Raw genomic sequence first — 25204 nt, forward strand, 5'->3', positions numbered from 1 at the left:
TTCATCATCCTTCCGCTTTTAGCTCTAAAAGTAAATCGCGAAGCTCCGCGGCTCTTTCAAAGTCAAGCGCCTTGGCGGCTTCCTTCATTTCATGCTCCATCTGTTCAACGACTTTCTGGCGTTCTTTCTTCGTCATTTTCGACAGCTTCGGCGCGGCTTTTGCTTTGTATTCCGCTTTATCCTCAGCTGCTACTGTGGCACGAATGACATCGCGAATTTCTTTATTTATCGTTTTCGGCGTAATGCCGTGCTCTTCGTTAAACCGCTCCTGCTGCTCGCGGCGTCGTTTTGTTTCATTAATCGCAATTTCCATAGACTTCGTTATTTTATCGGCGTACATAATGACGCGGCCTTCCGCATTTCTCGCTGCTCGCCCGATGGTCTGGATCAGCGAACGCTCCGAACGAAGGAAGCCTTCCTTATCCGCATCCAAAATCGCAACTAAGGATACTTCGGGAATGTCCAGGCCTTCCCTCAGCAGGTTGATGCCGACAAGCACATCGTACTTGCCAAGGCGCAGGTCGCGGATAATTTCAATCCGTTCAAGCGTCTTAATCTCAGAATGCAGATAGTTTACTTTAATGCCGATTTCCTTTAAATAATCGGTCAGATCCTCTGACATCTTCTTCGTCAAGGTTGTCACCAGCACCCGTTCATCCCGCTCGATTCTTGCTTGAATTTCGCCGATCAAGTCGTCAATCTGGCCTTCGATTGGACGAACGTCGATAAGCGGGTCAAGAAGCCCCGTCGGACGAATGATCTGTTCGACCATTTCATCTGTATGTTCAATCTCGTACGGCCCTGGTGTTGCTGATACATACACGATATTGTGCATATGCTTTTCAAATTCCTCAAAACGAAGCGGACGGTTATCAAGCGCTGATGGAAGCCGGAAGCCGTGATCCACGAGCACCTGTTTCCGCGCCTGGTCTCCGTTAAACATGCCGCGCACCTGAGGAATGGTCACATGCGACTCATCCACTACGATCATAAAGTCGTCTGGGAAATAATCAAGCAGCGTATACGGCGTTGAACCTGGAGGACGCAGCGTCAAATGTCTTGAATAGTTCTCAATGCCGGAGCAGAAACCCATTTCACGCATCATTTCAAGATCATATCTTGTCCGCTGCTCTAAACGCTGCGCTTCAAGCAGCTTGCCGTTTTCGTGCATAACCTTCAGCTGTTCCTCAAGCTCTTTCTCGATATTTTGAATCGCTTTCTCCATTTTCTCAGCCCGCGTTACGAAGTGGGACGCCGGGAAAATCGCAACATGGTCACGGTCGCCGAGAATTTCTCCTGTCAGCGCATCCACTTCCCGAATCCGTTCAATTTCGTCACCGAAAAATTCAACTCTGATACAATGCTCATCACGGGATGCCGGGAAGATTTCCACTACATCCCCGCGCACACGAAATGTGCCGCGCTGAAAGTCGATATCGTTGCGGGCATATTGGATATCTACAAGTTTTCTGAGCAGCTCGTTGCGCTCAATTTCCATTTCACTCCGCAATGACACGACCATTTCCCGGTATTCCTCAGGCGAACCGAGGCCGTATATACAAGACACACTCGCAATAATAATGACATCTCTACGCTCAAACAGAGACGATGTGGCGGAGTGTCTCAGTTTATCAATTTCATCATTAATACTAGCGTCTTTCTCTATAAATGTATCCGTTTGAGGCACATACGCCTCCGGCTGATAATAATCATAGTAACTGACAAAGTACTCGACAGCATTGTTCGGAAAAAATTCCTTGAACTCACTGTAAAGCTGTCCAGCCAGGGTTTTGTTATGGGCAATCACGAGAGTCGGCTTATTGACTTCTTTAATCAAATTGGACACCGTAAATGTTTTCCCAGTTCCTGTCGCACCCAGCAGAGTCTGATGCTTCTTGCCCTCCTGAATTCCTTTTACAAGCTTTTCAATGGCTTTCGGCTGATCTCCCTGGGGCTGATATTTCGAGACTAACTCAAAGCGATCTTTCACAAAAATAAGCCTCCGTTTCTTTAACGAAATCTTCCTATAGATATAGTAACACAATGGAAAGCAAAATCACTAAAAATACGAACTAAAGTTCGGTGGTTTTTTATTTCCAGCTGTTTTTGTGTATAAAAAACCTGCTTTTTAAACGTAAAAGCAGGTATTCGGTCTTTATATTCATTATGTCCGATTTATTCTTCTTTTTTCTCTGCAGCTTTTTTGGCCATATACAGTCCGCCAGCCACAAGTGATACAACATCCAATCCTACAATAAAATACGTTTCTGTATAGCCTTTTAAATAAGAGGCAAACAGCAATGCAGCTGTTAGAGCGATCGCCACATAATGATTAAAAGTGACTCTAGTAAATAGAACGACAAGCATAAAAGGGAAAAACAATGCAAAAACGGCTTTTGTAATCAACAAAAACCCTCCTCAGGGATTCTTCATCTGATCTGATTATAGTAAAAAATGAAGAATCGGACAATCATGCATTCGCTCCCTCTCCTACACCATACCCCTTTTCATCCAAAATCAATCACCATATTTGCATTTTGGTGCCGGACATTGTGCTGCTGTCCCACACAGCGGCACTTTTTCTATTACATCATCAAGTCCGCCGCCAGATTCCTAGAATAAAAGAAAATAGGTATACAGCACCAGTTCATCCGTATATTTCATGATAATCTAACTAACTTAACTATTCATTTTATTTAGGACTTTCTGCGTTTGACAGCATTTTCCTGAAAACCTACAATGGAATGATAGTGTTTACTATCATTTTTAAACACAGGCTCCGCCATAAAAAGACTAGAGAGAAAAATAAAATGAAGGAGAGAGGGGTTTCAACTATGTATTCTGTTTTATTTCGCCAGGCAGAAGAGTCCAGCCAGCTGGCTGGAGCAAAAGGAATGAATTTGATTAAATTGACCAAACACGGTCTTCCTGTTCCGGACGGGTTTATTATTCAAACGAACGCGCTCGCACGTTTTATGGAGGACAACCAGCTTCAAGAGACTAACAAGAGCGTCGAAAGCGGGATCATTTCCGGGACATTTTCGGAAGAGCTGAAAAATGAGCTGACTAGTTCTTTTTATCAGCTTAGAGAATCATATCGATCCGTAGCCGTGCGTTCTTCATCTGCTTCGGAAGATTTAGAAGGCGCCTCATTCGCGGGTCAGTATGAAACCTACTTAAATATCAAAACAGAGGAAGAGTTTCTGGCTAAAGTGAAAGAGTGCTGGGCCTCATTTTTTTCAGGTCGGGTCAGCAGCTATAAGAAAAAAATGAACAATCAAATTACAGAGCCGTTAATGGGAGTGGTCGTTCAGGGGCTGATCGATTCAGAAGTGTCAGGTGTTATTTTCAGCCGCAACCCTGTTACCCATGATGATAGAGAGCTTTTAATCAGCGCCAGCTACGGGCTGGGTGAAGCTGTCGTTTCAGGAAGTGTTACCCCAGACACGTTCATTGTTCATAAATCTTCGTTTGAGATTCAGAAAGAAATAGGGGCAAAAGAAATCTACATGGAGTCTGCGGCAGAAGGAATTGCTGAAAAGGAAACGAGTGAAGACATGCGCAGCCGTTTTTGCCTTACAGATGAACAAGTGATTGATTTGGCTGAAATCACAAAAAAAACTGAAGACCTGTACGGGTATCCTGTTGATATAGAATTTGGAATAGCTGATCGTCAAATATACCTTCTGCAAGCTCGCCCGATTACAACCATTGAACAGGACAAAAAAGCGGCAGAAGAAAAACGCAGCTTCATGATTACCGACGCTGATATGAATGACTTCTGGCTTAACATGGAGTCTAATATTGAAGGTCCGGTGAGTCCGTTATTTTCATCCTTCATCGTGCCGGCATTGGAATATGGCTTAAAGAAGAGCATGCAAAAGTTCCCAATTGGTGTAGTTGTTGATGAAGTAAAACTTTATCGCGGACATATTTATTCCAAAAACCAAGGAGGGCAACAGCCTCCTTCTGAAGACTGTGGCAAAGAGCTTTTCCCAATTTTATCGGAGCGTATGTATGACATCATCAATCACACCTATCTTCCTTTTTACCGGACACTGGACCAGCTCGCACAAACTGAGCATACTGCAGAAAGCGCACTGGATGCTTTTCGACAACTAAAGGCCTTTTATCTCACGGCTTATGAAGAGCACTTCAATATCGTTTTCCCGCAAATCCTTTTAACAAACAAACTGCAAGCGATGTATCAGGACATTCAAGGAGAGTCCGAAAACGCTCATTTTTACGAGATGCTGACAGGAAAAATGAACAAATCACTGGAAACTGACCGCTGCCTATGGCTTTTTTCCGTTGAAGTTCAGGAGAACCCGCACCTTATGGCCATTTTTGAAAACAACAAGCCTGAACAGCTCCAGGAAAAATTGGAACAAACAGATGAGGGAAGACGCTTCCTGAAGAACATCCATGAATTCTTGCAAGAATACGGATGGAGATCTGTTAAAAGTCATGATCTGATTGAACAAATCTGGGCGGAAAATCCGTATTTTGCTCTGGCCAATATTCAAAATTATGTCCGTAATGGCTATCACTTTGACAATGAATTTCAGAAAACGAAAGAAAAACGAGAGAAATTATACAATGAATTCTTGGAAAACATAGAAGATCCCGATTTACGCACAGAATTTGACCGCCTTTATCAATGGACGCTGAACGCTGCAAATATAAAAGATGATCACCACTTTTATATTGACGCCATGCTGGATGCCAAGGCGAGAATCTTTTTGCTGAAGGTAGGTGAATTGCTGGCGGAAAACGGTGTTATTCAAGATCGTGAGGATCTTTGGTTCTTATATGACGATGAAGTGGAACACGCGCTTCTTCACCCTGTATCCCTGCAAGAGAAGGCTGAAAAACGCAGGCAGACCTTTCATGAGTATGAGCTGGCCCAAGCCCCTGCCTATCTCGGCACTCCGACAAAAGAACAGCTAAAAGCTGCTGAAGAAATCGTCGGCGCTGTGATAGAGGATGAAAAAAACACAGAGAATCATATTTTTGGCATTGCGGCATCAAGCGGCATTGCGACAGGTCCGGTGAAGATCATTCGGGACGCCAATGAATTTTCTCAATTCGCGCCTGGGGACATACTTGTTTGCAAGATGACCACACCGCTGTGGACCAGCCTGTTTCAAGATGCCAAAGCGGTTATTACAGACACAGGCGGCATTTTGTCTCACGCTGCGATTATTGCCCGTGAATACGGCATTCCAGCCGTTCTCGGCACACGCACGGCAACAGAAAGACTGCGAGACGGAGACATCATCACGGTTGACGGAAGCAGCGGCAAAATCACAGTTGTCAGCCGGTCCTGATGCGTCCCCTCTTTCTTATACAAGCGGGGCGGGTGTATACTTGTCCTGCCAGTATATTCGTGAGGTGAAACGTATTGAGACCGACAAACAAGAGAATCCTTGACGCTGCCATGCAGCTGCTCGTCCAAAAAGGATATCGCGCAACGACTACAAAAGAAATTGCAGAAAAAGCAAACGTAAGTGAAGCGACGATTTTCAGAAACTTTAAAAACAAACAAGGACTAGTTGAGGCTTTGCTTTCTCAGCATTCTACAAACAGAAGCAGCATTTTGGAACAAACCGAAGGGGATTTGTACAAAGACCTGCTTCATATCGGAACCTGTCTCTTGGAGGAGCTCGAACATAGAAAAGATATCATTAAAATCAGCTTTCGTGAACCGGCCATGTTTCAGGATGTCATTAACCACGTCACTGAATATCCCCAATCTATGAAACAGCTATTGGTTGATTATCTCAAAACGATGGGTGAAAAAGGGGTTATTCAGACAGGAAATGAAGCGGAGCATGCCGACGTGTTCATGTCGATTATCTTCGGTTATTTCATTCACCGTCTCCATTTAGGAAATCGGGTCATATCAATGCCTCAGGAAAAAATGCTGGAGCACAGCACAGCTTTATTTGTCAAAGGAATTTCTGCTGATTAACTCCTTGGCATAATAAAAAGGAGGATCCTAATGAGCTCAAGAAAAGAATGGGCGCTGATCGTCTCGCTATTATTGGGGGCCATTCTGGTTCCCATTAACTCAACGATGATCGCGGTCGCGCTTTCATCTATTTCCCATACGTATAACGAATCCCTCGCAAGCATCACTTGGGTGGTTACCGTTTATTTAATCGTGATGGCAGTCACACAGCCGATTGCAGGAAAGCTCGGTGACATGTACGGCAATAAAACAATGTACTTATGGGGAGTCGGCCTATTTCTATTCGCATCCCTAGGCTGCGCTCTCTCACCAAGTCTGCTCCTGTTAATTGTCTTTCGGGCATTGCAGGCAGTCGGCGGGGCATTGCTTACGCCAAACAGCATTGCCATTATCCGGCATGTGGTTTCTGAAAAACGCCTGCCGAAAGTGTTTGGATTTTTCGGACTGGGCGCGGGACTTGGTGCAGCACTCGGGCCTTTTATCGGCTCTATACTGATTGACAGCTTCAGCTGGCATTCGATTTTTTGGGTCAACATTCCGTTCCTCGCCATTGCTTTATTTACGGCATTAACGATGTTTCCTCAATATAAAGAAAATAAATCTGACGCGCCGCTGGATATCATCGGCTCTCTCTTGCTTGCAGGCAGCATCGTTTCCATTATCCTGCTGACGAAAAATGAGGCTTCGTGGGGTTATGCGGTATACAGTGTATTAATACTTCTTTTTGTTCCGCTTTTTTTCAGAAGAGAAAAACGTACGCAGCATCCAATCATTGACTTTGCACTGTTTAAAAGCTCAACCTTTACAAATGCCAATCTATCAGTCTTGTTAAGCAATTTAATGATGTATGCCGTCTTATTGATCATGCCGTTGTTCATGACGAACCAATTTGGGCTTACTACGTCTAACAGCGGGATGGCGCTTTCCGTATTTTCGATCTTCATGTCAGCCAGCAACTGGGTGGGCGCACAGTTCCATCATAAGTGGGGAGCAAAAAAAATCATTTTTCTTTCATTTGCTATGATGGCTGGAGCGAATCTATTATTTTTGCTGTTAAGCAGCTCGCATTCCGTCTTGTTTCTCATGCTCTCTCTTATCCTTGGCGGACTTGCTTCCGGAGTCGGTCTGACCAGCATGCAGGTGTCATCCCTTGCCACAGTAGATCCTAGTATGTCAGGAGTGGCATCGGGCATTTTCTCGACCTTCCGTTATTTCGGAAGCATCATTTCATCAGCCTTAATCGGCCTGATTTCGGGATATCATACCCTATTTATGATTCTCTTTGCTGTATCCATTATCGGCGTTTTTGTTTCATTGGGCATCAAATCTGATGAAACGGCACGGATAGAAAAAAACTCAGCGTAATACAAAACAGCCCGGCACCGCATCTTCCTGCGGTGCCGGGCTGCCTTTTATGATCCCGAAGCGGCTGCTTCGTCTTCACGTTCATCCTTTACGAAGAGGATGCCCAATTCATGATGTTCTCCTTCATAAGAAGCTCGCTGGTCAAAACGAATTTCTCCATTCAAACCGATAATTTCAAGCTTCACATATGCACGGTTATGCTGGAGCGCCTCATAGAAATCGGAAACGTTCTTAACCGGTATCCCATTAACTTTTGTAATGATTTCTCCGATTTTCAATTCCAGGTCCTCGGCCGGCGTATTGGGGATAATCCCAAGCACCATCAAGCCCTGATCCCGTTTCGAGAAATAAAACGGAGCCGCGTTATCATTCACCCTTTGCTTTATAGACAGAAAAATGCGTCCTAACAAAGCTGTACAGACGGCTGCACCCGCAAGCGGCGTCCAAAGCAAGCTCGCTGCACCAAGAACTGTGACGGCAAGGCCGAGAATACAAACGCGTTTCGCTGTGATCCTTATACTCGTTTCAGGCAGCGATCCCTGTACCCTTTGTCCGAATCCGACAAAGTAAGGAATCCATAGAAAATGGAATAAGCCGCCGGGAACAGTAAACACCGGCCACCAGCTAAGATGCGATTCTAAACCATTACCGGGCACGAGAAGGAACAGCGGCAAAAGCCAAACCCGGTTTGCCAGCTGCTGTCCGATCGGCAAACCGCGGCTGCTTACGACAAGCGCCGGTGATGTTCTCACATGCGCAGAACGATAAGCAACCGCTCCTTCAGTGATAATCAGCAAACCTAGAAACACAGCCACAGCCGGCCAAACAACTGCAAATCCTTGCGGAAATCTCTCCAGAAAGGGCTCAGCCTGATAGACTTGCAGTCCAAAACCTATCAGCATACTCACACTGACGATATATGCAGCAGACATCCAGTTTGCGCGAAGAGTGAACGCTGCCGCTGCAGTAATAACGGCAATAATCGCAAGTAAACCGAGAGGAATCGATATTCCGAGTCCACCTAAAACAACTGACAAAAGAAAACCTGGAATCAGTCCCTTTGTATATGTAAATTTCAGATCATCATAAATATCTGCTATTCTTGTATGAAAGGTTTTGCGTTCCCTTTTGATTCTTACATAGCCGAAAGCCAGAGTTATGATGATAAAAAACCAGAAAAGCGGGTGTAAGAAGAACAGGCCCGCGCTTTTTAACAGTTCAATTCCCCATTGAACAGACACTATCTCTCACCGCCTCAAGCCAAACATGTTACTCATATTCTATCAAATATTAAATGGCTTGGATATCCTCAGGAGAGTTTATCTCTCTTGCGTCATCCACAGCGTGACATTCGATAGTGAAAAATCCTTTAAATAGTGGTTTACGTCCACATCCAATAACCCGCTGATTAGATGCATCGACCTTTTTATATCTGTCAGATTAATTCCTAATCGCTTATGGTTTTTCATTAAGTAGTTAAAATAATGTTTGGCACATTCCTCATTAATGTCATTTACTGATTCGACATTGGTGTAATTGACCAAATATCTGCTGAACAGCATAAGAAGACTTAGTGCTTTTGTAGCTGAAAATGTTACGTCTTGTGTTCTGTCTTTTAATTGTTCCACTAATTCATAATATTTTTTCTCACGCACAATACTTGCCCTCTTCAATTGTGAACCCCCATTTTCTTTATCCAGATAAGCACGGGCCAGTATACGCAGCAGTACTGGAGTGCTAACAAGCATTCTCGCTAACGTTACTCTTTAAATACCTGTCGTTCAGCTGCCATAAACCTGATTACTGTTCTTTTTAGAACCTTCTTATATTGTATGAAGTAAACAAAGACTAGGCAACTTGCAAAAGTTTCATTTTAAATGCATATTAACTCGTTAGAAAGTCTCTCTCATATATTGATATCGGGTAATAACAGTCCTTTATAAATGTTTATTTGTGAAAATTTTTTTAATTTCTTGTCAAAAACTCATTTTTTATGTGACTTATGATCCATAATCTCTTTAAGCATAAAGAAACAGGAGATGGAATACCATCTCCTTTAATTGACAAATAATGATTTCAATGCTGTTTGAAGCTGCAAATCATTTTTTTCATCTGATTTTTTCTTTTCTATCTGCTGATTCAGTGCCTCTGCAGTGCGTGTGTCGATTACACCCGTTTTATTCAGCTTGTTTTGATCCTGAAAGGCCATAACCGCTTTTTTCATGTCTTTGCTGAAATAGCCATCCTCACGTCCCGGATCAAAGCTGAGACCTTTTAACAATACCTGCGCATGCTTGACGTCTTCATTGTTCATGTCCACTTTAAGCGGCTCTTTCAGCTGCAATGGCCCTGCGGAAAAATAATCGGGCTGCTTAATCGCAATGGTCGGCTCAATTCCTTTCTTATGAATCCAGTTTCCATTTGGCGTCAGCCACTTGTAGAGCGTTAATTTGATGTTGCTGCCGTCCCCCATTGGCACAGCCTGTTGAACCGTTCCCTTGCCAAAAGACGTATCGCCTACAACATCATAATGGCCAGCCTCCTTTAATGCGCCGGCAAGAATTTCTGATGCGGAGGCACTTCCTTTATCCGTAATCACGTTGACAGGGTACGCTTTTTTATGGGCCAATGTTGAGAAATAACGTTTTTTATCTCCATTGCGTTCAGCAATCTGTATATACGGCTGGTCCTTTGTAACGAAATGCTTAAGTATTTCTTCCACACTTTGAAGATATCCGCCCGGATTGCCGCGTACATCAATGACTAGTCCTTCTATTTCTTTTTTCTCAAGCTCTCTCAATGCTTTTGCAAAATCCTCTGCGGTATGCTCAGAAAAAGTAGAGATGACGATATATCCGACAGAATGCCCCTGCACTTTTTTCTCTGATGCAAAAACTGTTTCGAGCGGAATCTCAGCTCTTTTGATCCGGAATGACAGCTGTTTCTTCGTTCCGGGCCGCTGAATCTTCATTGAAACGCTGGACCCTTTCTTTCCTCTTATTTTTAACACAGCATGGTTTAAATCCTTGCCGGCCATCGATTCTCCATTGATGCTGATAATTTCATCATTAGGCTTCAACCCGGCTTTTTCCGCTGGCGATTTCTTGAATGGGGAAACAATAATAATTTTGCCGTCTTCCATGCCAACCTCAGCCCCGATGCCTTCAAATGAGGAATCAAGAGAATCAGAAAATTGCTTAGCTGTCTGCTTGTCCATGTAAACAGAATAAGGATCATTTAGCGTAGACAGCATTCCCTGGATGGCTCCCTCGAGCAGCTTTTCTCTATCAACTTTTTCTACGTACTCATTCGAAATTAACTCATACGCTTTTTCGATTTTGTCCATAGCTTTATCCCGTTCAGAGTCAGCTTGTGCCGTCGCGGGAACTGCTGCAGTCTGGGGCTTATCCATCTCAAGCAGGTTGATTCCCGCATATACACCGGCGCCTCCAAACAGCATGCTCCCTGCTGCTATCACAGCCATTATTTTTTGATTCATCCTTTACTCCTCCTGTATGCCAGACTGTCTTTATCAAAACCTAGAGATAGTATATGTAAAGGATGGAGATTTCATGTAATCATAGAAGAAAAAGAAGGCAAATGAAAAAGCCGCCCCGAAAGCGGGACGGCTTTTTCACTTTATACTCGCAGAAACTTGCGGATGGAAGTCAGACTTCCCCATACTCCAATTACTGCACCGATTGCAATCAGCACTAACGAAACTTGGAATACAAATGGATTATAAGGAAGAAGAGAGACAAATGACCCTTGAACCTTTGGAACGACCCATCCGATGACGTATTGGTACGTGCTCAGCACCAATGCAATCGGGATCACAGAACCGAATACGCCTAGCAGCAATCCTTCAAGGAAAAACGGCCAGCGGATAAACCAGTTTGTCGCGCCGACAAGCTTCATGATTTCAATTTCTTTTCTTCTTGCGAAAATTGTAATTTTAATGGTGTTGGAAATTAAGAACATCGCCGTAAATACCAGTCCGATAATTAACGCGATTCCGATGTTTCGGGAAACGCCGACTACTTTAAACAAACGGCTGACCTCTTCTTTTCCGTAAGTGACTTTATAAACATGATCCATTTTTTCGATCTTTTTCGCCACGTTCGGCGTATCATGCGGATCTGTCGTTTTGACGACAAACGCATCATTAAGCGGGTTTTCCTGATCCTTCATCGTCAGGGATTTTCCGCTGTCGCCAAAGCTGTCAACCAACTGGTCAAGCTCTTTTTCTTTAGATGAAAACGTGACACTCTGAATGCCCTTCAGTTCCTTAATATCGTTCTGAAGCTTGTCCTGCGCCTTCTGATCTGCAGTCAGATCAACCAACACTTTGATTTCGACTTGTTTCTCAGCATTCGTAGCCATGTTATTCAAATTCAGCATAATCACTAAAAACACGCCGACCAAAATCAGCGTAACGGTTACAGCACTAATGGATGCGAATGTCATCCATGTGTTTCTCCCGAGAGATTTAAAACTCTCACGCAAGTGGCGCCCGAGAATTTTAATCATATGAACCATACTCCCCTCTTGACTCATCACGCACAATGATACCATCTTCGATTGCAATGACACGTTTCTTCATGGTGTTTACGATTTCTTTATTATGTGTCGCCATCACGACTGTTGTCCCGCGGTTATTAATTTCCTCCAGCGTCTTCATGACTTCCCAAGACGTATCCGGATCAAGGTTTCCTGTCGGTTCATCAGCAATCACAACATCAGGGTTGTTCACAATTGATCTGGCAATAGATACACGCTGCTGCTCCCCGCCTGAAAGCTGGTCAGGAAATTGTCTCGCTTTATGCTTCAGCTGCACGAGATCAAGCACTTCAAGCACCCGTTTCTTAATGACAGACGGCTGTTCTCCAATTACTTCAAGGGCAAATGCCACATTTTCAAAAACAGTAAGTTTCGGCAAAAGCTTGAAATCCTGAAAGACAACGCCGATTTTACGGCGCACGAAAGGAATCTCTTTTTCTTTAATTGCCGCGAGATCTTTATGATTGATTAAAATTTGTCCTTTTGTCGGTTTTTCTTCTCTGTAAATCATTTTAATAAAAGTAGATTTACCCGCTCCGCTCGGACCGACAACATACACAAACTCGCCGGGATGAATGGCAACAGAAACCCCATTGAGCGCTTTTACGCCGTTCGGATAGGCTTTATATACTTCCTTCATTTCTATCATGAAATCACCTAATCTTTTATATCATTTTATCTATCACACGGTCATACTCTTCGAATGCATTCGACAATTTATGACCCATTCATTTGTAAAAAGATGAAAAATCTGAAAGTTTCCTTTTTCAATACACTTCATTATACGTCAATTTTAGACATAATACTATTACAGTTTCTTTTCATTCATATTGTTATGGTATAAAAAAATCCTTGCCAGCACTCGGCAAGGATTTTCTCATCTTACTTTTTTTCTGACAGCCATTTGGCAATAACAGCGGCTTCGTTATCATTTACAAGCCCCTTTGGCATATTGCCGCGGCCGTTTTTAATAATGCTTTCAATTTTGTGTTCGTCATATTTGCCTCCGACCTCTTGGAGATTAGGTCCTGACACACCTTCTAAATCCTTGCCGTGGCAGCCAACGCAGCTTTGCTGATATAATTCTTCCCCTTCAGATGCAGTGGCTTCCGTCTTGCTGCCGGTGTCTGTCTTCTCTTCTTTTGCATCGTTTGAACCGCAGGCAGCCAACAGAACAGAAAGCGCAAATCCAAGCATTAGTATCGATAACTTTGATTTCATGTTGAGAAGCACAACTCCTTTACGATCTCTTCCATATTATAACCTCGTTTAAGCGCGTTTGAAACCCTCGCCCAGCACCTCGCTCGCGTCTGCTACAATCACAAAAGCAGACTCATCAATCTGTTTGACGATTTGTTTCAATTTGGTGAATTCAGTTTGCCCCACCACGCACATTAAAATCGGACGGTCATCGTCGGTATATCCGCCAACTGCTGAAATTTTCGTCACGCCTCTGTCAATCTTCTGTAAGACAGCCTCCTTGACCGCCTGCTCCTGCTTTGTAATAATGAGCGCCATTTTGGAACGATTAAAGCCGACTTGCACAACATCAATGGTTTTGCTGGACACATAGACGCCAAGCATGGCATATAAGCCTTGCTCAATATTAAATACGATCATAGCGGTAATAACGATCATTCCGTCAATGATAGCAAGACACTTCCCCAATGACAGGCCGGAGTACTTATGAATGATCTGTGCAGCCAAGGCTGTTCCTCCTGTCGAACCTTTCCCTAAGTACACAATGCCAATTCCGACACCTATCCCGACACCGCCAAAAATTGCCGCTAAGAGTTCATGGTGAGTGGCTGGCTGAATATCCCTTGTCAAAAACACTACTAGCGGCAAAAAAACAGAACCTGCAAGCGTCTTTAGCCCAAATTTCCCGCCGAGCAAAATGACACCCGCAATAAATAAAGGAATATTAATAATCCACTGTACATACGCTGCTTCAAAACCGTATGATTGTAAAATCGTACTGATCCCGCTGACACCGCCGGCGGCGATCTTGTTCGGAAGCAAAAATACATTAAAGGACACGGCTGTAATCGCTGCTCCTATCAGTATGTATACATAATCCCGCAAAACCCATAATGTTTTATTCCGTACGTCCATCAAAATATCCTCCGTTTCTTCCAATGCTCTCCGATAGCATTTTAATCCTTCCCTGATTAGATGTAAATAACACCCAAATACAGTGGTAATATGCTAAAGCAGCAGTGAAATCAAGGATATGAGGAATAAAAAAACACACCCGTATGCATCAGGTGTGTTTTTCAGCTTAGGAAAGCTTAGAACGCAGATAGGCATCAATAAATGTATCAATGTCACCATCCATTACAGCTTGAACGTTCCCCATTTCTGTATTAGTCCGATGGTCTTTTACCATGGAATACGGGTGGAATACATAAGAACGAATTTGGCTTCCCCAGCCGATTTCTTTTTGTTCACCGCGAATTTCATCCAGCTCTGCCTGCTGCTCTTCAATTCTGCGCTGATACAGCTTGGCCTTCAGCATTTTCATGGCTCTTTCACGGTTTTTAATTTGTGAGCGCTCCGTTTGGCACGTCACAACCACATTCGTTGGCAAGTGAGTAATCCGAACGGCTGAATCTGTCGTATTGACGTGCTGTCCGCCCGCTCCGCTGGCACGGTACGTATCAACTTTAATATCCTCCGTACGGATATCAATATCGATCTCATCGTTAAATTCAGGCATGACTTCACAGGACACGAAAGACGTGTGGCGGCGGCCTGATGAATCAAACGGTGAAATCCGCACGAGACGATGGACACCTTTTTCCGCTTTGAGATATCCGTAAGCGTTGTGTCCTTTGATTAGCAATGTCACTGACTTAATTCCCGCCTCGTCACCTGGAAGGTAATCGAGCGTTTCCACTTTAAAGCCGCGGCGCTCTCCCCATCTTGTGTACATTCTAAGAAGCATAGAGCCCCAGTCCTGTGACTCTGTACCGCCAGCACCTGGGTGCAATTCTAAAATCGCATTATTTTTATCATACGGCTCGCTGAGAAGAAGCTGAAGCTCAAACTCATTGAACTCTTTTGTTAATGATTTTAGTTCTTTTTCAAGCTCAAGCTGGAGATCTGAGTCCGGCTCTTCTTTCAAAAGATCATGAGTCATTTGTAATTCTTCGTGGGATTCATTCAATTTTTTATACGAATTGACATAATCCTTTAAACCATTTGCTTCATTTATAACCGTTTGAGCTTTTTGCTGATCATTCCAGAATTCCGGGTCAGCCATTTGTTCATCTAGCTCAGCAATGCGGGCCTCCTTTGATTCGAGGTCAAAGAGACCCCCTAAAGTCCGCTAAACGAGAAGCCATATTTTCGAGCTCTGCTCTGATTTCTGATAATTCCATTTCATTCACCTCATTAAAAGATCCGCAGGCGCCTGCAGGCGCCGCGGTCAATAAACGTGCCGGGGCGAACTATTCAGTACGGCCGCAGCAATTTTTGTATTTTTTCCCGCTTCCGCAGTGGCATGGGGCATTTCGGCCGATATCAACCACTTTTCGAACCGGTGCTTTCTTTGCTTTTTTGTTATCGTCGCCTTCTTGCGGCTGATGGGCCGTGGTTTGGCCTTGTACAACCTCTTCACGCTCAAGATTGTTTTCAATCTCAGCTTTCATCACAAATTTTGCGACTTCATCCTCAATTGATTCAATCATATGCTCAAACATCGCAAAGCCTTCCATTTGATACTCACGCAGCGGATTCGTCTGCGCATAAGCACGAAGGTGAATCCCTTGGCGAAGCTGATCCATCGCATCGATATGATCCATCCATTTAGAATCAACGGCACGAAGAACGATAACTTTTTCGAATTCACGCATTTGCTCTGTGCCGAATTGCTCTTCCTTCGCATTATATTTCGTGATGATGCGATCCATAATGAGTTCAAGCATTTCATCCGGCTCTTTGCCGAAGATGTCGCTCTTCTCAAGTGCGCCTTCATCAAGATAAGTCGTGTTGATGAGCTCAACTAGACCGTCAAGTTTCCACTCCTCAGGAAGCTCTTCTCTTGGCGTGTATGCTGCAATTGCGCGTTCGAGAGAAGACTTGATCATATTTTCAACGATTTCACGCAGGTTTTCAGAGTCAATGACTTCAAAGCGCTGCTTATAAATGACCTCACGCTGCTGGCGCAGAACATCATCATATTGCAGAAGCTGCTTACGCGAATCGAAGTTATTGCCTTCAACTCGTTTTTGAGACGATTCAACCGCGCGAGATACCATTTTGCTTTGAATTGGGGTAGAGTCGTCCATTCCGAAGCGGTCGAGCATTGCCATCGTCCGCTCAGCTCCGAATCTGCGCATCAATTCGTCTTCCATAGAAAGATAAAATTGAGTGATCCCCGGGTCTCCCTGACGTCCGGAACGTCCTCGAAGCTGATTGTCAATCCGGCGTGATTCATGTCGTTCTGTGCCGACAACAGCGAGTCCGCCAAGCTCTTTTACTCCTTCGCCAAGCTTAATGTCCGTTCCGCGCCCCGCCATGTTAGTCGCGATCGTAACTGCGCCTTTTTGGCCGGCCTCTTCAATGATCTGCGCTTCACGTTCATGGTTTTTGGCATTTAACACTTGATGCGGGATTCCTTTGTTTTTAAGCAGCTTAGAAATCAACTCAGATGTTTCAACGGCAACCGTACCGACAAGAACTGGCTGTCCCGTCATGTAACGCTGTGCGACATCCTCCGCAACCGCCTTAAACTTTCCTTCCATCGTGCGGTAAATTAAATCCGGGCGGTCATCACGGACAACAGGCCTGTTGGTAGGGATCGTGACAACCTGCATGTTGTAGATATTGCGGAATTCTTCTTCCTCTGTCTTTGCCGTACCGGTCATACCGGCAAGTTTTTCGTACATCCGGAAGTAGTTTTGGAACGTAATTGTCGCCAAGGTCATGCTTTCGTTTTGGATTTCAAGCCCTTCCTTCGCTTCAATTGCCTGGTGAAGCCCCTCACTGTAGCGGCGGCCTTTCATCAGACGTCCCGTAAAGGAATCAACAATAACAACCTGTCCGTCTTCCACTACATAGTCAACGTCCTTTTGCATCGCAACGTGAGCTTTTAGGGCCTGGTTGATATGGTGGTTGAGCGCGACATGCTTCACATCAAAGAGGTTATCGATGCCGAACGCTTTTTCCGCCTTCGTCATTCCTTCTTCAGTAAGCTGTACAGCTTTTGTTTTGATATCGTACGTGTAATCCTTCTCCGCTTTTAACGTACGGACAAAAGCATTTGCCTGTACGTACAGCTTAGTGGATTTTGCAGCTTGTCCAGAAATGATAAGCGGTGTTCTCGCTTCATCAATTAAAATAGAGTCCACTTCATCTATTACCGCAAAATGAAGCGGGCGCTGAACCATCTGCTCTTTATAAAGAACCATATTGTCACGCAAATAGTCGAAGCCAAGCTCGTTGTTTGTGGAATAAGTGATGTCAGCGGCATAAGCTTCCCGTTTTTCGTCTTTTGACATTGAGTTTAAATTCAAACCGACAGTCAAACCGAGAAACTCGAAAATTTTACCCATCTGCTCAGCATCACGGCTTGCCAGGTATTCGTTGACAGTCACGATGTGTACACCTTTACCTGTTAGCGCATTTAAATAAACAGGCAGAGTTGACGTTAACGTTTTCCCTTCCCCTGTTTTCATTTCCGCGATATTTCCGTCATGAAGCGCAACGCCCCCCATGAGCTGGACTTTGAACGGGAACATGCCTGTTACGCGGCGCGAAGCTTCCCGAACAACAGCGAATGCTTCAACAAGAAGATCATCCGTTGTCGCCCCTTTTTCAAGGCGCTCTTTAAATTCAATCGTTTTATGTTTCAACGCGTCGTCAGAGAGATTTTCATAGTCTCCGCGAATCGCATCAATATCGTTAGCAATTTTTTCGTATCTATTCAGCGTACGTTTTGTTGGATCAAACATTTTATTTAAAATTCCAAGCATTTATAACGCTCCTCTATCATCACATGCCTATTTTAGAGGCATGTATAAATAATTTACTAGTCCATGTATACCTCTCATTATCATATCACACCTTTTGTTATTTCCAAAGAATTTGCAAATAAGAAAAACAAAAACCTTCCGCGGACATCACGGAAGGCTTCTCTTCATTATTCAGTCGGTTCAATTAAGCCATATTTCCCGTCATTTCTGCGGTACACGACATTTGTAAGGTTTGTTTCCGCATTTGTGAAAACAAAGAAATTATGGCCGAGCATATTCATTTGCAAGATCGCTTCTTCACTATCCATCGGCTTTAAATTAAAGCGTTTCTGACGGACGATGTCCAAGCTCTCCTCCTCTTCTATATCATCTTGAACCGCAATATCTGTATCAGAGCCAAAGCCGCTGGCTAATAAATATTTCGGAGAGCCCTGCTCACGGAATTTACGGTTTACTTTCGTTTTATGCTTACGGATTTGACGTTCCAGTTTGTTTGTTGCGAGATCAATTGCGTTGTACATATCCTCGTTATGCACCTCGGATCGAAGCGCCAGATCTGTCATCGGAATCGTAACCTCAACCTTAGACTCCTTGTCATTGTAAAACTTCAAGTTGACGTTCACATCGGCATTCACGCTATGGTCAAAATAACGCTCCAGCTTGCCGATTTTCTTTTCGACATGATCCTTTAACGCAGGTGTCACTTCAATATTTTCTCCTCTGATGTGATAGTTCATCAAAGAACGCCTCCCTTTTATTAAGGATATGTATCTATTTCTCTTTTACCCTTTACAATTCCTGCTGAAACATAAATCTTTTGTGAAAATTCAGTGAACTTTGTCGAATATTGTTTGTATTTGCTGCTAATGGCGGTTCGGAGGTATATGTATATGCTGATTGAACAAAACAAATACCTCACACACGCCTAATTGATTAAAAAGGGTTCCATACATTGATGAATAGACAGCATCCATTTTCTATAGTGAATCAGAAAATGTTCTTTTAAATACTCGCAGAACTCATGAGAGGGAAAAGAGAAAGAGACCAATTGATCAAACTCTGCAAAAATTTGGTCAAATGCTTTCACACAAATTTCAGCACATCGCGTATCCATAATGAAGAGAAGTGTTGAATGTGTTGAATCCAAATAAAAAAAGGCTTGGATCAGATCTTGATAGATCCGATCCCCTTCTGTTTTTGATAAATTCTCTTCAGCCTCTATCAAATAACATAACCCTTCTTCAATGGTAAAAAGAAGATGATAATAAGCTGATAAAAGCGTATAATCTTCAATGCTCTTCAAGGCACTCACCTATTTACGCTTGTCATAATATGTGCCGTCAATCGTAATGTTGTTATAAGGATTTAAATACGTCGTATGCATCACACGTTTTCTTTTCATCTGCTGAAGTTCTGTTGCGATTGACTGCTTCAGTCTTTCCATTTCCTTCACAATCAGCTGATCCCATGTCAAGATAAGTTTCATCTGCTTTCGCTTTTCTTTTGAAAGCGGCAGAGATATCTCCTGAATCAGTTCAGACCGTGTAGCCACAAAGTCTTCAATTTGCTTTAAAAGTTCATCGCTTTCCGGCGTATTTTGTATGTGTGACAGCATACTCTTCGTCTCAGTGTATAGTTGATCTATGTTATTCATGCGATCCCGCCTGATCCGTGCCGGTCCTTCCGTTCACTTTGAATGGCTTGTTTCCAAGCATCGCGAAAATCTGTTACATAACCTTCAACCTCAGCCAGCATGCCCGTATCATTTTTGATATTTGCCTGTACCAATCTGCGATACATATAATCGTACATCGCACCCATAGAAGCGGAAAGCTCTATATTACGGTTAAGTGTAAAATTTAATTCCTGAATAATATTTTGCGCTTTAATCAGATTTTCATTTTTACGTTCCATATCATCATTCTCAATGGCCTGAGAGGCAAGTCTTATAAATTTCAAACAGCCATTATACAGCATAAGCGTCAGCTCACCGGGTGTAGCCGTATTCACTGAATTTTGCTGATAGGCTGTATAAGGATTTTGGATCGCCATGTGTCATCCTCCAAATTACATTTATTGTGCAAGAAGCTGTGATAAATAGGACGATTGTTCGTTCATTTTTTGAATCGCAGAATCCATCGCACTAAATTTTGTATAGTAGCGGTTTTCTATCGCGTTCAACCGGTCCTGCATTTTGATGATATCAGTGCTGATTGTGTTTAAATTTTTACCGATCGAGTAGTTATCGGCGCCCATTGTCGAGTTGCCGGCTTTTGCTTCAATGCTTTTCACCGTACTTTTCAGTGTGTCACCGATGCGTTTCATAATCCCTTTATCACTATAGGCGCTGCTGTTCGTTCCGTTTGTAAATAAAGCGGCGACACTTTGCGGATCTTCTTGTATTTTGGCTTTCAGTTTGTCTTCATTAATCTCCAAATGTCCTCTCAGTTGGTAAGTACTTGAAGTTGTGATACCAAATTCAGTTAATTGAAGGTTTTTACCATCAACATTTACTTGAGTATAAAAATCCGTCCGCATTTGGTTCGTACCTGTGCTGATGCTGCTATCATTTCTCAGCAAACCGCTTTTTGCCTTCTCTTCCCAGAGTTCTACCTCTTTATCGGACATGGCTTCTTTTTGTTCACTCGTCAGCGGCGTATAGTCTCTGTATTTTTCTTCTTGCAGCTTTTCGTTCAGGCTGTCAACCAATTCATTGTATTTATCCACAAACTCTTTAATTTGGTTGTAAATCCCGTCAACATCAGTTGAAACAGATGTGGTAACAGGGCCTGTGGCTGCAGTTGTATTTTTGATCGAATACGTAACGCCATTAACTGTGAAATTATTTGACAGCTTCTCCATTTCAAAGCCGTTGATCGTGACTTTTGCATTCGTTCCTTCTTTGTAAGCAGTAATCTTATTATCAGCGTCCAAAGAAAAACCTAGCTGACCGGACATAAAATCTGCTGTAGAAGCGTCTGCTGCCTGTATGCTGCCTCCTGCGCCTGTTGCTTTAGAAGAGAATGCAATCGTTTCCACATACTCTGTTCCATTCCAAATTTTATCTTTAAATGCTGATACGCCTAGATCTGAGCTGTTCAGTTTAGAAATCACATTATCAATCGTATCAGCGCTCGTCACACTGATGTTCACTGTTTTTGCCGTTGTCTCGCCAGGCGCCACAACGTTAAATGCCAAATTATAATCGCCTTGTGTGTATCCCGTATAATTATTTGCCTTATACGTTGCTGCGGTTGCCAAGCTCGCTACTTCAACAGTAGAAGAAGAGTTTGGCGCACTTGAGCTTCCTGTAGCAGTTAACACAGATTCATTTGAGCTTGTCACAGTTTTGCCCTGATACGTACTCGGATATGTCAACGTATTTTTAGACATATAATCTTGGAATTCTTTTATTTTTGTATTTACTTCACGATAGCTGTCACGCTGCCATTCAAGAGTCTGTTTTTTTTGTGTCAGCCTGTCAAGCGGTGCTCTTTCTGTCTTCATCAGCTTTGAGACGATATCATCTATATCCATTCCTGACGCCAGACCTGTTATTCTCGTGACCATTTCAAACCACTCCTAATCTACTTTTTTTCATCTACAAATAACCCAAGATATTCAGTCATAGCCGCATAAAAATCAAGCCACCGTTTTGGCGGAATTTCGCGGATGACCTCATTTGTAGAGTCCTCTATTACTTTTACATAGTATTCATTTAACTTCTCATGAAGCTCAAACTTGAGGTGCACTTGCGAAGGTTCCAAAAGCTTGTTCATTTCCCCAACCATTTCAGAAAGGTTGGTAAATGAAACTTGATGAACAGGAACTGCATTCTCATTGTCTTTCTGATTATGTATTTGAGTATCGTAACGATCCCAAACAGGTTGTAACGTAGTGAGCCTTTCAATGTTCAATTGATCATCCCCTATGCCCCAATCTATCGTTTATATCGACTGAGTCGAGATAAGATTACACATATTTTTGGAAAAAAACTCATCTGTTTTAGATTTCTTGTTCGGAAATGCATTTATAAAAAATCAGTGGAGAGAATCCAGTTATTATATCATGAGTTAGAGATAGCAAGGAGAATGATTCGGAGTTAGAAATATAATAAAAGACCTTGGCAACGCCAAGGTCTTCTTTAAAATTAACGTAACAATTGAAGTACGTTTTGCGGCTGTTGGTTTGCTTGAGCAAGCATTGCTTGAGAAGCTTGAGAAAGAATGTTGTTCTTTGTGAACTCGCTCATCTCTTTAGCCATGTCAACGTCACGGATACGAGACTCAGCAGCAGTTAAGTTTTCAGAAGAAGCACCAAGGTTGTTGATTGTGTGCTCTAAACGGTTTTGCACTGCACCAAGTTTACCACGCTCAGAAGATACTTTGTTAATTGCAGAATCTACTTTAGTTAGAAGCGCATCTGTGTTAGCTGCCGTAGCTGTTGTTACTTTGTAATCTGCTTTTAACATGTCAAGACCTGTAGCAGCAGTACTCATATCTCCAATGCTAACTGTTAATTGTTGACCTTTGTTGGCACCGATTTGGAAAGTGAATCCATTTGTCTCCGTACCATCAAGAAGGTTTTTACCGTTAAAAGCTGTACGTTGAGAAATTCCATCTACCTCATCAAGAAGGTTATCAATTTCATCCTGAATTGCTTGAAGGTCTGTCGTTGCATCTTGAGTACCAGTGTTACCCGCTTGAACAGTTAACTCACGAACACGTTGAAGAATTGAGTGAGTTTCAGTCAATGCACCCTCAGCTGTTTGGATAAGAGAGATTCCATCTTGAGAGTTTTTAGAAGCCATATCAAGACCTCTGATTTGTCCTCTCATTTTTTCAGAGATCGCAAGACCTGCTGCGTCATCTCCCGCACGGTTGATACGAAGACCTGAAGAAAGTTTCTCCATGTTCTTTTGTGCTGCACCGTTGTTTGAAGACAAACGGTTCAATGTGTTAAGTGCTGCGATATTGTGGTTAATTCTCATTTTTATTTCCTCCCTGAATATGTTGTTTAGGCACGTCCTTGTGCCTCAATTTTGTAATCGGCGGAGCCATTTGTACCCTCTCCCGGCTACATCATTAATATCGGATTGTCTCTGATTTTGTTAATACAAAAATAAAAAAATCCTCACTTTTTTTGTGAGGATAATGCGGAGATCATATCGCTGGATAACGACGCCGCACGGTTATTTTCTTCCTGAATGGTTAAATAAATCTCTTTCCGATGAATATCAATATGCTTTGGGGCTTCAATTCCAAGCTTCACTTGATCCCCCTCAACCGCAATCACTTTCACTTCAATATCAGTGCCTATTTGAATCGCTTCGTTTATTTTCCGCGATAAAACTAGCATGATTCTCCTCCAATCAGATGCTTTGTCGTATATGAGGAGTCGTGTAAAACGACTTGCTTAGCCATCATGTTCTTGCGATTCACAATTATGGGAGCCAATAAATTCGCAGTAGACTTTTCGAATGGCTCTGCCATGGTCAGTATTGTCATGACTTCTATATCTTCAATATTTTCAATATCCAAAAGTTCAGCAGTTGATTCATCAAGGTCAAATTCATAATTCCTAAAGAAGATAAACGGACTTACAACGATGAACGCAAGATTTTCTGAAGTGACGGACTGCAGTGCCACGAATGGAGAGTCTTCTGAAAGCGGAAGAATGACGAACTGTTTTTCTTCTAAAAAACCTGGAATTCCGTTTTCAAAAAGAATGATTTGTTCTTCTTTTACGTTCATTTGGCCATGGTACTTCGTATGAATGATCATTGTTCACGATCCTTTTCTTTTTACTTTTCGGGTGATTCTTTCGGGTATTCTACATCTATATTTAAATCAGGGTATTGGAGCATGTCAACCTTAACATTTCCTGGCGTATATTCAACAATAGGCTTATGCGGCTCGGCCTGAATAACAGGCTTTCGCGGCGTAATCTGAACATCGAGCTGTGACGGAGTATATTGTATTTTCACCCTAGATAGAGAAGGGGCATAATGTTCGCCTAATTGAATTTGGTGCATTTCAGAGTTCCTCCTTGCTTGTGAAGCGATTGGGTTCCCCTTATTTTCAATCCTCATAAGCTCGTCGCCCTCTTCGGCAGTACGGGCTATCCCCTCCATTACATCCTCATGTCCTTGTTGGGCGGCTTCTTCAATTCTCTTGAAAACATGCTTTCTGTCTAATTCTTCCCATGCTTGTGTCTGGTCAATCGTGAGTTTTCCAGGTGTCACCGATATTTCCATTTCCGCACTCGGCTGTTGGATCTCAAGATCGGCTTGCGGCTGCTCCATTTTTAAGCTGGCGGGCGTCGTTGTTAAACCTATTTTCCCTTGAACACTATGCATAATCAATCTGGGAATCTGCATCACTCTACCTCCTGAACTATAAAAAAAGCGAACTCCTAAGAGAGCCGCTTACTTTAAAAAGTCAATCAATGTAGGCTGAACAATTTGCGCATTAACAGCCAGAGTTGCCCTGTGCACACTTTGCTGCGCAATAAATTCAGTTATTACTTCTTCCAGCTCTACATCTTCATTGTCTGACAACACTTTGGTAGCTGTTTCTTCTTGAGCTGAAAGTCTTGTATTAACCAGTTCAAGACGATTATATCTCGCTCCAAGATCAGAGCGTTCAGCGCTCATGCCGTCAGAGAAATGGTCAAGATCATCTAAAACACTGTCCATGCCGTCCAGTGAACCAGAACTTAATGCTTTCTCAAAAGAATCAAGCATTTCAAATACATTCTGCCCGCTTTCAGAAGTGCCTCCAAAAGCTGACTTTGGATCTGAGTTCACTTTCAATGACATATTATTTGATATATTGACTACGACATCAGCTGTATCAGAAATTGTATAAGTTCCGTCTCCGTTATCTGTAACCGGAGGCTTATCTGAATTTGTCCCGTTAAAGATATATCTGCCGTTCACTTGTGTATTCGCAATATTTAAAAGCTGTTCCTTTAGCTGCTTCACTTCTACGCCAATCGCTTGCCGCTCCGCCTCGCCGTTTGTATCATTTTGAGCTTCAACCGCTAATTCTCTGACCTTCGATAGGATGTCAATTCCTTCTGTAATGTTTGTTTCAGTGTTTTCGAGCCAGGTAAAAGCTTGAGAAGCATTGCTTTTATACTGCTGCACTTGAGACAGTTGCGTATTATACTTTAAGCTTTTCATTGCTACTACAGGATCGTCGGAAGCCTTTGAGATTTTTTTTCCTGAAGAAATCTGTGACTGGAGTTTATCCAGCTTCGAGTAGCTCGAACCGATATATCTCAGTGAGTTTTGCTGTATCATGCCTTGTGTTACCCTCATATG

Annotated in this window: 25 protein-coding genes; 3 read left to right on the forward strand and 22 right to left on the reverse strand. The window is 43.0% G+C overall.

What is annotated here, in order from left to right:
* Positions 1-4: 4 nt before the first annotated feature.
* Positions 5-1990 carry an excinuclease ABC subunit UvrB gene (uvrB, locus tag MY9_RS17700; RefSeq protein WP_014665530.1) on the reverse strand — a complete coding sequence of 662 codons (1986 nt, stop codon included), beginning with the start codon at positions 1988-1990 and terminating at the stop codon, positions 5-7.
* Positions 1991-2175: 185 nt separating this feature from the next.
* Complete coding sequence (locus MY9_RS17705) at positions 2176-2406, reverse strand: CsbA family protein (RefSeq protein WP_003228053.1); 231 nt, start codon at positions 2404-2406, stop codon at positions 2176-2178.
* A 428-nt stretch (positions 2407-2834) separates the two neighbouring features.
* Here MY9_RS17705 and MY9_RS17710 point away from each other — a divergent pair, with 428 nt between their 5' ends.
* The 3 genes from MY9_RS17710 to MY9_RS17720 all read left to right on the forward strand — a co-directional run bounded on the left by MY9_RS17710 (position 2835) and on the right by MY9_RS17720 (position 7339).
* Entirely contained in the window at positions 2835-5330 is a 2496-nt protein-coding gene (locus MY9_RS17710) for a PEP/pyruvate-binding domain-containing protein (RefSeq protein ID WP_014665533.1), read from the forward strand.
* A gap of 74 nt (positions 5331-5404) precedes the next feature.
* Positions 5405-5974: a TetR/AcrR family transcriptional regulator gene (locus MY9_RS17715; RefSeq protein ID WP_014665534.1), complete on the forward strand. Its 570-nt coding sequence runs from the start codon at positions 5405-5407 to the stop codon at positions 5972-5974.
* A gap of 30 nt (positions 5975-6004) precedes the next feature.
* Positions 6005-7339, forward strand: a complete 1335-nt coding sequence (locus tag MY9_RS17720) for an MFS transporter (protein WP_014665535.1) — start codon at positions 6005-6007, stop codon at positions 7337-7339.
* A 47-nt stretch (positions 7340-7386) separates the two neighbouring features.
* Here MY9_RS17720 and minJ read toward each other — a convergent pair whose 3' ends face one another.
* The 20 genes from minJ to flgL form a co-directional block, all read right to left on the reverse strand.
* Complete coding sequence (gene minJ / locus MY9_RS17725; RefSeq protein WP_014665537.1) at positions 7387-8580, reverse strand: cell division topological determinant MinJ; 1194 nt, start codon at positions 8578-8580, stop codon at positions 7387-7389.
* A 78-nt stretch (positions 8581-8658) separates the two neighbouring features.
* The gene (gene swrA, locus MY9_RS17730) at positions 8659-9012 is read right to left on the reverse strand and encodes a swarming motility protein SwrAA (RefSeq protein ID WP_015251121.1); all 354 of its coding nucleotides are present in this window, start codon (positions 9010-9012) and stop codon (positions 8659-8661) included.
* Positions 9013-9395: 383 nt separating this feature from the next.
* Positions 9396-10838: a carboxy-terminal processing protease CtpB gene (gene ctpB / locus MY9_RS17735; protein WP_014665538.1), complete on the reverse strand. Its 1443-nt coding sequence runs from the start codon at positions 10836-10838 to the stop codon at positions 9396-9398.
* Between the two features lie 140 nt (positions 10839-10978).
* Positions 10979-11869, reverse strand: a complete 891-nt coding sequence (gene ftsX / locus MY9_RS17740; protein ID WP_015251119.1) for a permease-like cell division protein FtsX — start codon at positions 11867-11869, stop codon at positions 10979-10981.
* A complete protein-coding gene (ftsE, locus tag MY9_RS17745) occupies positions 11862-12548 on the reverse strand; it encodes a cell division ATP-binding protein FtsE (protein WP_014665539.1) in 687 nt (228 codons plus the stop codon). The genes ftsX and ftsE overlap by 8 nt, the downstream gene beginning before the upstream one ends.
* A gap of 233 nt (positions 12549-12781) precedes the next feature.
* Positions 12782-13120, reverse strand: coding sequence for a cytochrome c551 (gene cccB, locus MY9_RS17750; RefSeq protein WP_014665540.1), 339 nt, complete (start codon positions 13118-13120; stop codon positions 12782-12784).
* Between the two features lie 48 nt (positions 13121-13168).
* On the reverse strand, positions 13169-14014 hold the full coding sequence (locus tag MY9_RS17755; protein WP_041521428.1) for a YitT family protein: 846 nt from the start codon (positions 14012-14014) through the stop codon (positions 13169-13171).
* Positions 14015-14180: 166 nt separating this feature from the next.
* Positions 14181-15282 (reverse strand): peptide chain release factor 2 gene (prfB, locus tag MY9_RS17760; protein ID WP_101172229.1). Its coding sequence is split into 2 segments (ribosomal slippage): positions 14181-15209 and positions 15211-15282, totalling 1101 coding nucleotides; the frame shifts between segments, so codons are not numbered across the junction.
* A 69-nt stretch (positions 15283-15351) separates the two neighbouring features.
* Positions 15352-17877 carry a preprotein translocase subunit SecA gene (gene secA, locus MY9_RS17765; protein WP_014665544.1) on the reverse strand — a complete coding sequence of 842 codons (2526 nt, stop codon included), beginning with the start codon at positions 17875-17877 and terminating at the stop codon, positions 15352-15354.
* 167 nt (positions 17878-18044) lie between these two features.
* A complete protein-coding gene (gene hpf, locus MY9_RS17770; protein ID WP_014665545.1) occupies positions 18045-18614 on the reverse strand; it encodes a ribosome hibernation promotion factor in 570 nt (189 codons plus the stop codon).
* A gap of 188 nt (positions 18615-18802) precedes the next feature.
* A complete protein-coding gene (locus MY9_RS17775; RefSeq protein WP_014665547.1) occupies positions 18803-19180 on the reverse strand; it encodes a hypothetical protein in 378 nt (125 codons plus the stop codon).
* Between the two features lie 9 nt (positions 19181-19189).
* Entirely contained in the window at positions 19190-19531 is a 342-nt protein-coding gene (gene fliT / locus MY9_RS17780) for a flagella biosynthesis regulatory protein FliT (protein ID WP_014665548.1), read from the reverse strand.
* Entirely contained in the window at positions 19528-19929 is a 402-nt protein-coding gene (fliS, locus tag MY9_RS17785; RefSeq protein ID WP_014481041.1) for a flagellar export chaperone FliS, read from the reverse strand. Before fliS ends, fliT begins: the two co-directional genes overlap by 4 nt.
* A gap of 21 nt (positions 19930-19950) precedes the next feature.
* Positions 19951-21447, reverse strand: a complete 1497-nt coding sequence (locus MY9_RS17790) for a flagellar hook-associated protein 2 (RefSeq protein WP_014665549.1) — start codon at positions 21445-21447, stop codon at positions 19951-19953.
* 17 nt (positions 21448-21464) lie between these two features.
* Positions 21465-21794: a flagellar protein FlaG gene (flaG, locus tag MY9_RS17795; RefSeq protein WP_014665550.1), complete on the reverse strand. Its 330-nt coding sequence runs from the start codon at positions 21792-21794 to the stop codon at positions 21465-21467.
* A 233-nt stretch (positions 21795-22027) separates the two neighbouring features.
* A complete protein-coding gene (gene hag / locus MY9_RS17800) occupies positions 22028-22867 on the reverse strand; it encodes a flagellin Hag (protein WP_014115342.1) in 840 nt (279 codons plus the stop codon).
* A gap of 143 nt (positions 22868-23010) precedes the next feature.
* Positions 23011-23235: a carbon storage regulator CsrA gene (csrA, locus tag MY9_RS17805; protein ID WP_014665551.1), complete on the reverse strand. Its 225-nt coding sequence runs from the start codon at positions 23233-23235 to the stop codon at positions 23011-23013.
* Positions 23229-23660 (reverse strand): flagellar assembly protein FliW, encoded by a 432-nt coding sequence (gene fliW / locus MY9_RS17810; RefSeq protein ID WP_014665552.1) that lies wholly within the window; start codon positions 23658-23660, stop codon positions 23229-23231. Before fliW ends, csrA begins: the two co-directional genes overlap by 7 nt.
* A 20-nt stretch (positions 23661-23680) precedes the next feature.
* Positions 23681-24256: a DUF6470 family protein gene (locus tag MY9_RS17815; RefSeq protein WP_014665553.1), complete on the reverse strand. Its 576-nt coding sequence runs from the start codon at positions 24254-24256 to the stop codon at positions 23681-23683.
* A 48-nt stretch (positions 24257-24304) separates the two neighbouring features.
* Positions 24305-25201 carry a flagellar hook-associated protein FlgL gene (flgL, locus tag MY9_RS17820; protein WP_014665554.1) on the reverse strand — a complete coding sequence of 299 codons (897 nt, stop codon included), beginning with the start codon at positions 25199-25201 and terminating at the stop codon, positions 24305-24307.
* Between the last annotated feature and the right edge of the window lie 3 nt (positions 25202-25204).

The sequence above is a fragment of the Bacillus sp. JS genome, assembly GCF_000259365.1.
Classification (GTDB): Bacteria; Bacillota; Bacilli; order Bacillales; family Bacillaceae; genus Bacillus; species Bacillus stercoris.

Excerpts from the sequence above, each read along its gene's own strand:
- secA (WP_014665544.1), bottom strand. The coding sequence starts at position 17,877 with ATGCTTGGAATTTTAAATAAAATGTTTGATCCAACAAAACGTACGCTG.
- MY9_RS17720 (WP_014665535.1), top strand. The coding sequence starts at position 6,005 with ATGAGCTCAAGAAAAGAATGGGCGCTGATCGTCTCGCTATTATTGGGG.
- hag (WP_014115342.1), bottom strand. The coding sequence starts at position 22,867 with ATGAGAATTAACCACAATATCGCAGCACTTAACACATTGAACCGTTTG.
- MY9_RS17815 (WP_014665553.1), bottom strand. The coding sequence starts at position 24,256 with ATGCAGATTCCCAGATTGATTATGCATAGTGTTCAAGGGAAAATAGGT.
- ctpB (WP_014665538.1), bottom strand. The coding sequence starts at position 10,838 with ATGAATCAAAAAATAATGGCTGTGATAGCAGCAGGGAGCATGCTGTTT.
- MY9_RS17755 (WP_041521428.1), bottom strand. The coding sequence starts at position 14,014 with ATGGACGTACGGAATAAAACATTATGGGTTTTGCGGGATTATGTATAC.
- cccB (WP_014665540.1), bottom strand. The coding sequence starts at position 13,120 with ATGAAATCAAAGTTATCGATACTAATGCTTGGATTTGCGCTTTCTGTT.
- ftsX (WP_015251119.1), bottom strand. The coding sequence starts at position 11,869 with ATGATTAAAATTCTCGGGCGCCACTTGCGTGAGAGTTTTAAATCTCTC.
- fliT (WP_014665548.1), bottom strand. The coding sequence starts at position 19,531 with ATGAATAACATAGATCAACTATACACTGAGACGAAGAGTATGCTGTCA.
- ftsE (WP_014665539.1), bottom strand. The coding sequence starts at position 12,548 with ATGATAGAAATGAAGGAAGTATATAAAGCCTATCCGAACGGCGTAAAA.
- MY9_RS17790 (WP_014665549.1), bottom strand. The coding sequence starts at position 21,447 with ATGGTCACGAGAATAACAGGTCTGGCGTCAGGAATGGATATAGATGAT.
- flgL (WP_014665554.1), bottom strand. The coding sequence starts at position 25,201 with ATGAGGGTAACACAAGGCATGATACAGCAAAACTCACTGAGATATATC.
- hpf (WP_014665545.1), bottom strand. The coding sequence starts at position 18,614 with ATGAACTATCACATCAGAGGAGAAAATATTGAAGTGACACCTGCGTTA.
- fliW (WP_014665552.1), bottom strand. The coding sequence starts at position 23,660 with ATGATCATTCATACGAAGTACCATGGCCAAATGAACGTAAAAGAAGAA.
- MY9_RS17710 (WP_014665533.1), top strand. The coding sequence starts at position 2,835 with ATGTATTCTGTTTTATTTCGCCAGGCAGAAGAGTCCAGCCAGCTGGCT.
- fliS (WP_014481041.1), bottom strand. The coding sequence starts at position 19,929 with ATGGCGATCCAAAATCCTTATACAGCCTATCAGCAAAATTCAGTGAAT.
- csrA (WP_014665551.1), bottom strand. The coding sequence starts at position 23,235 with ATGCTAGTTTTATCGCGGAAAATAAACGAAGCGATTCAAATAGGCACT.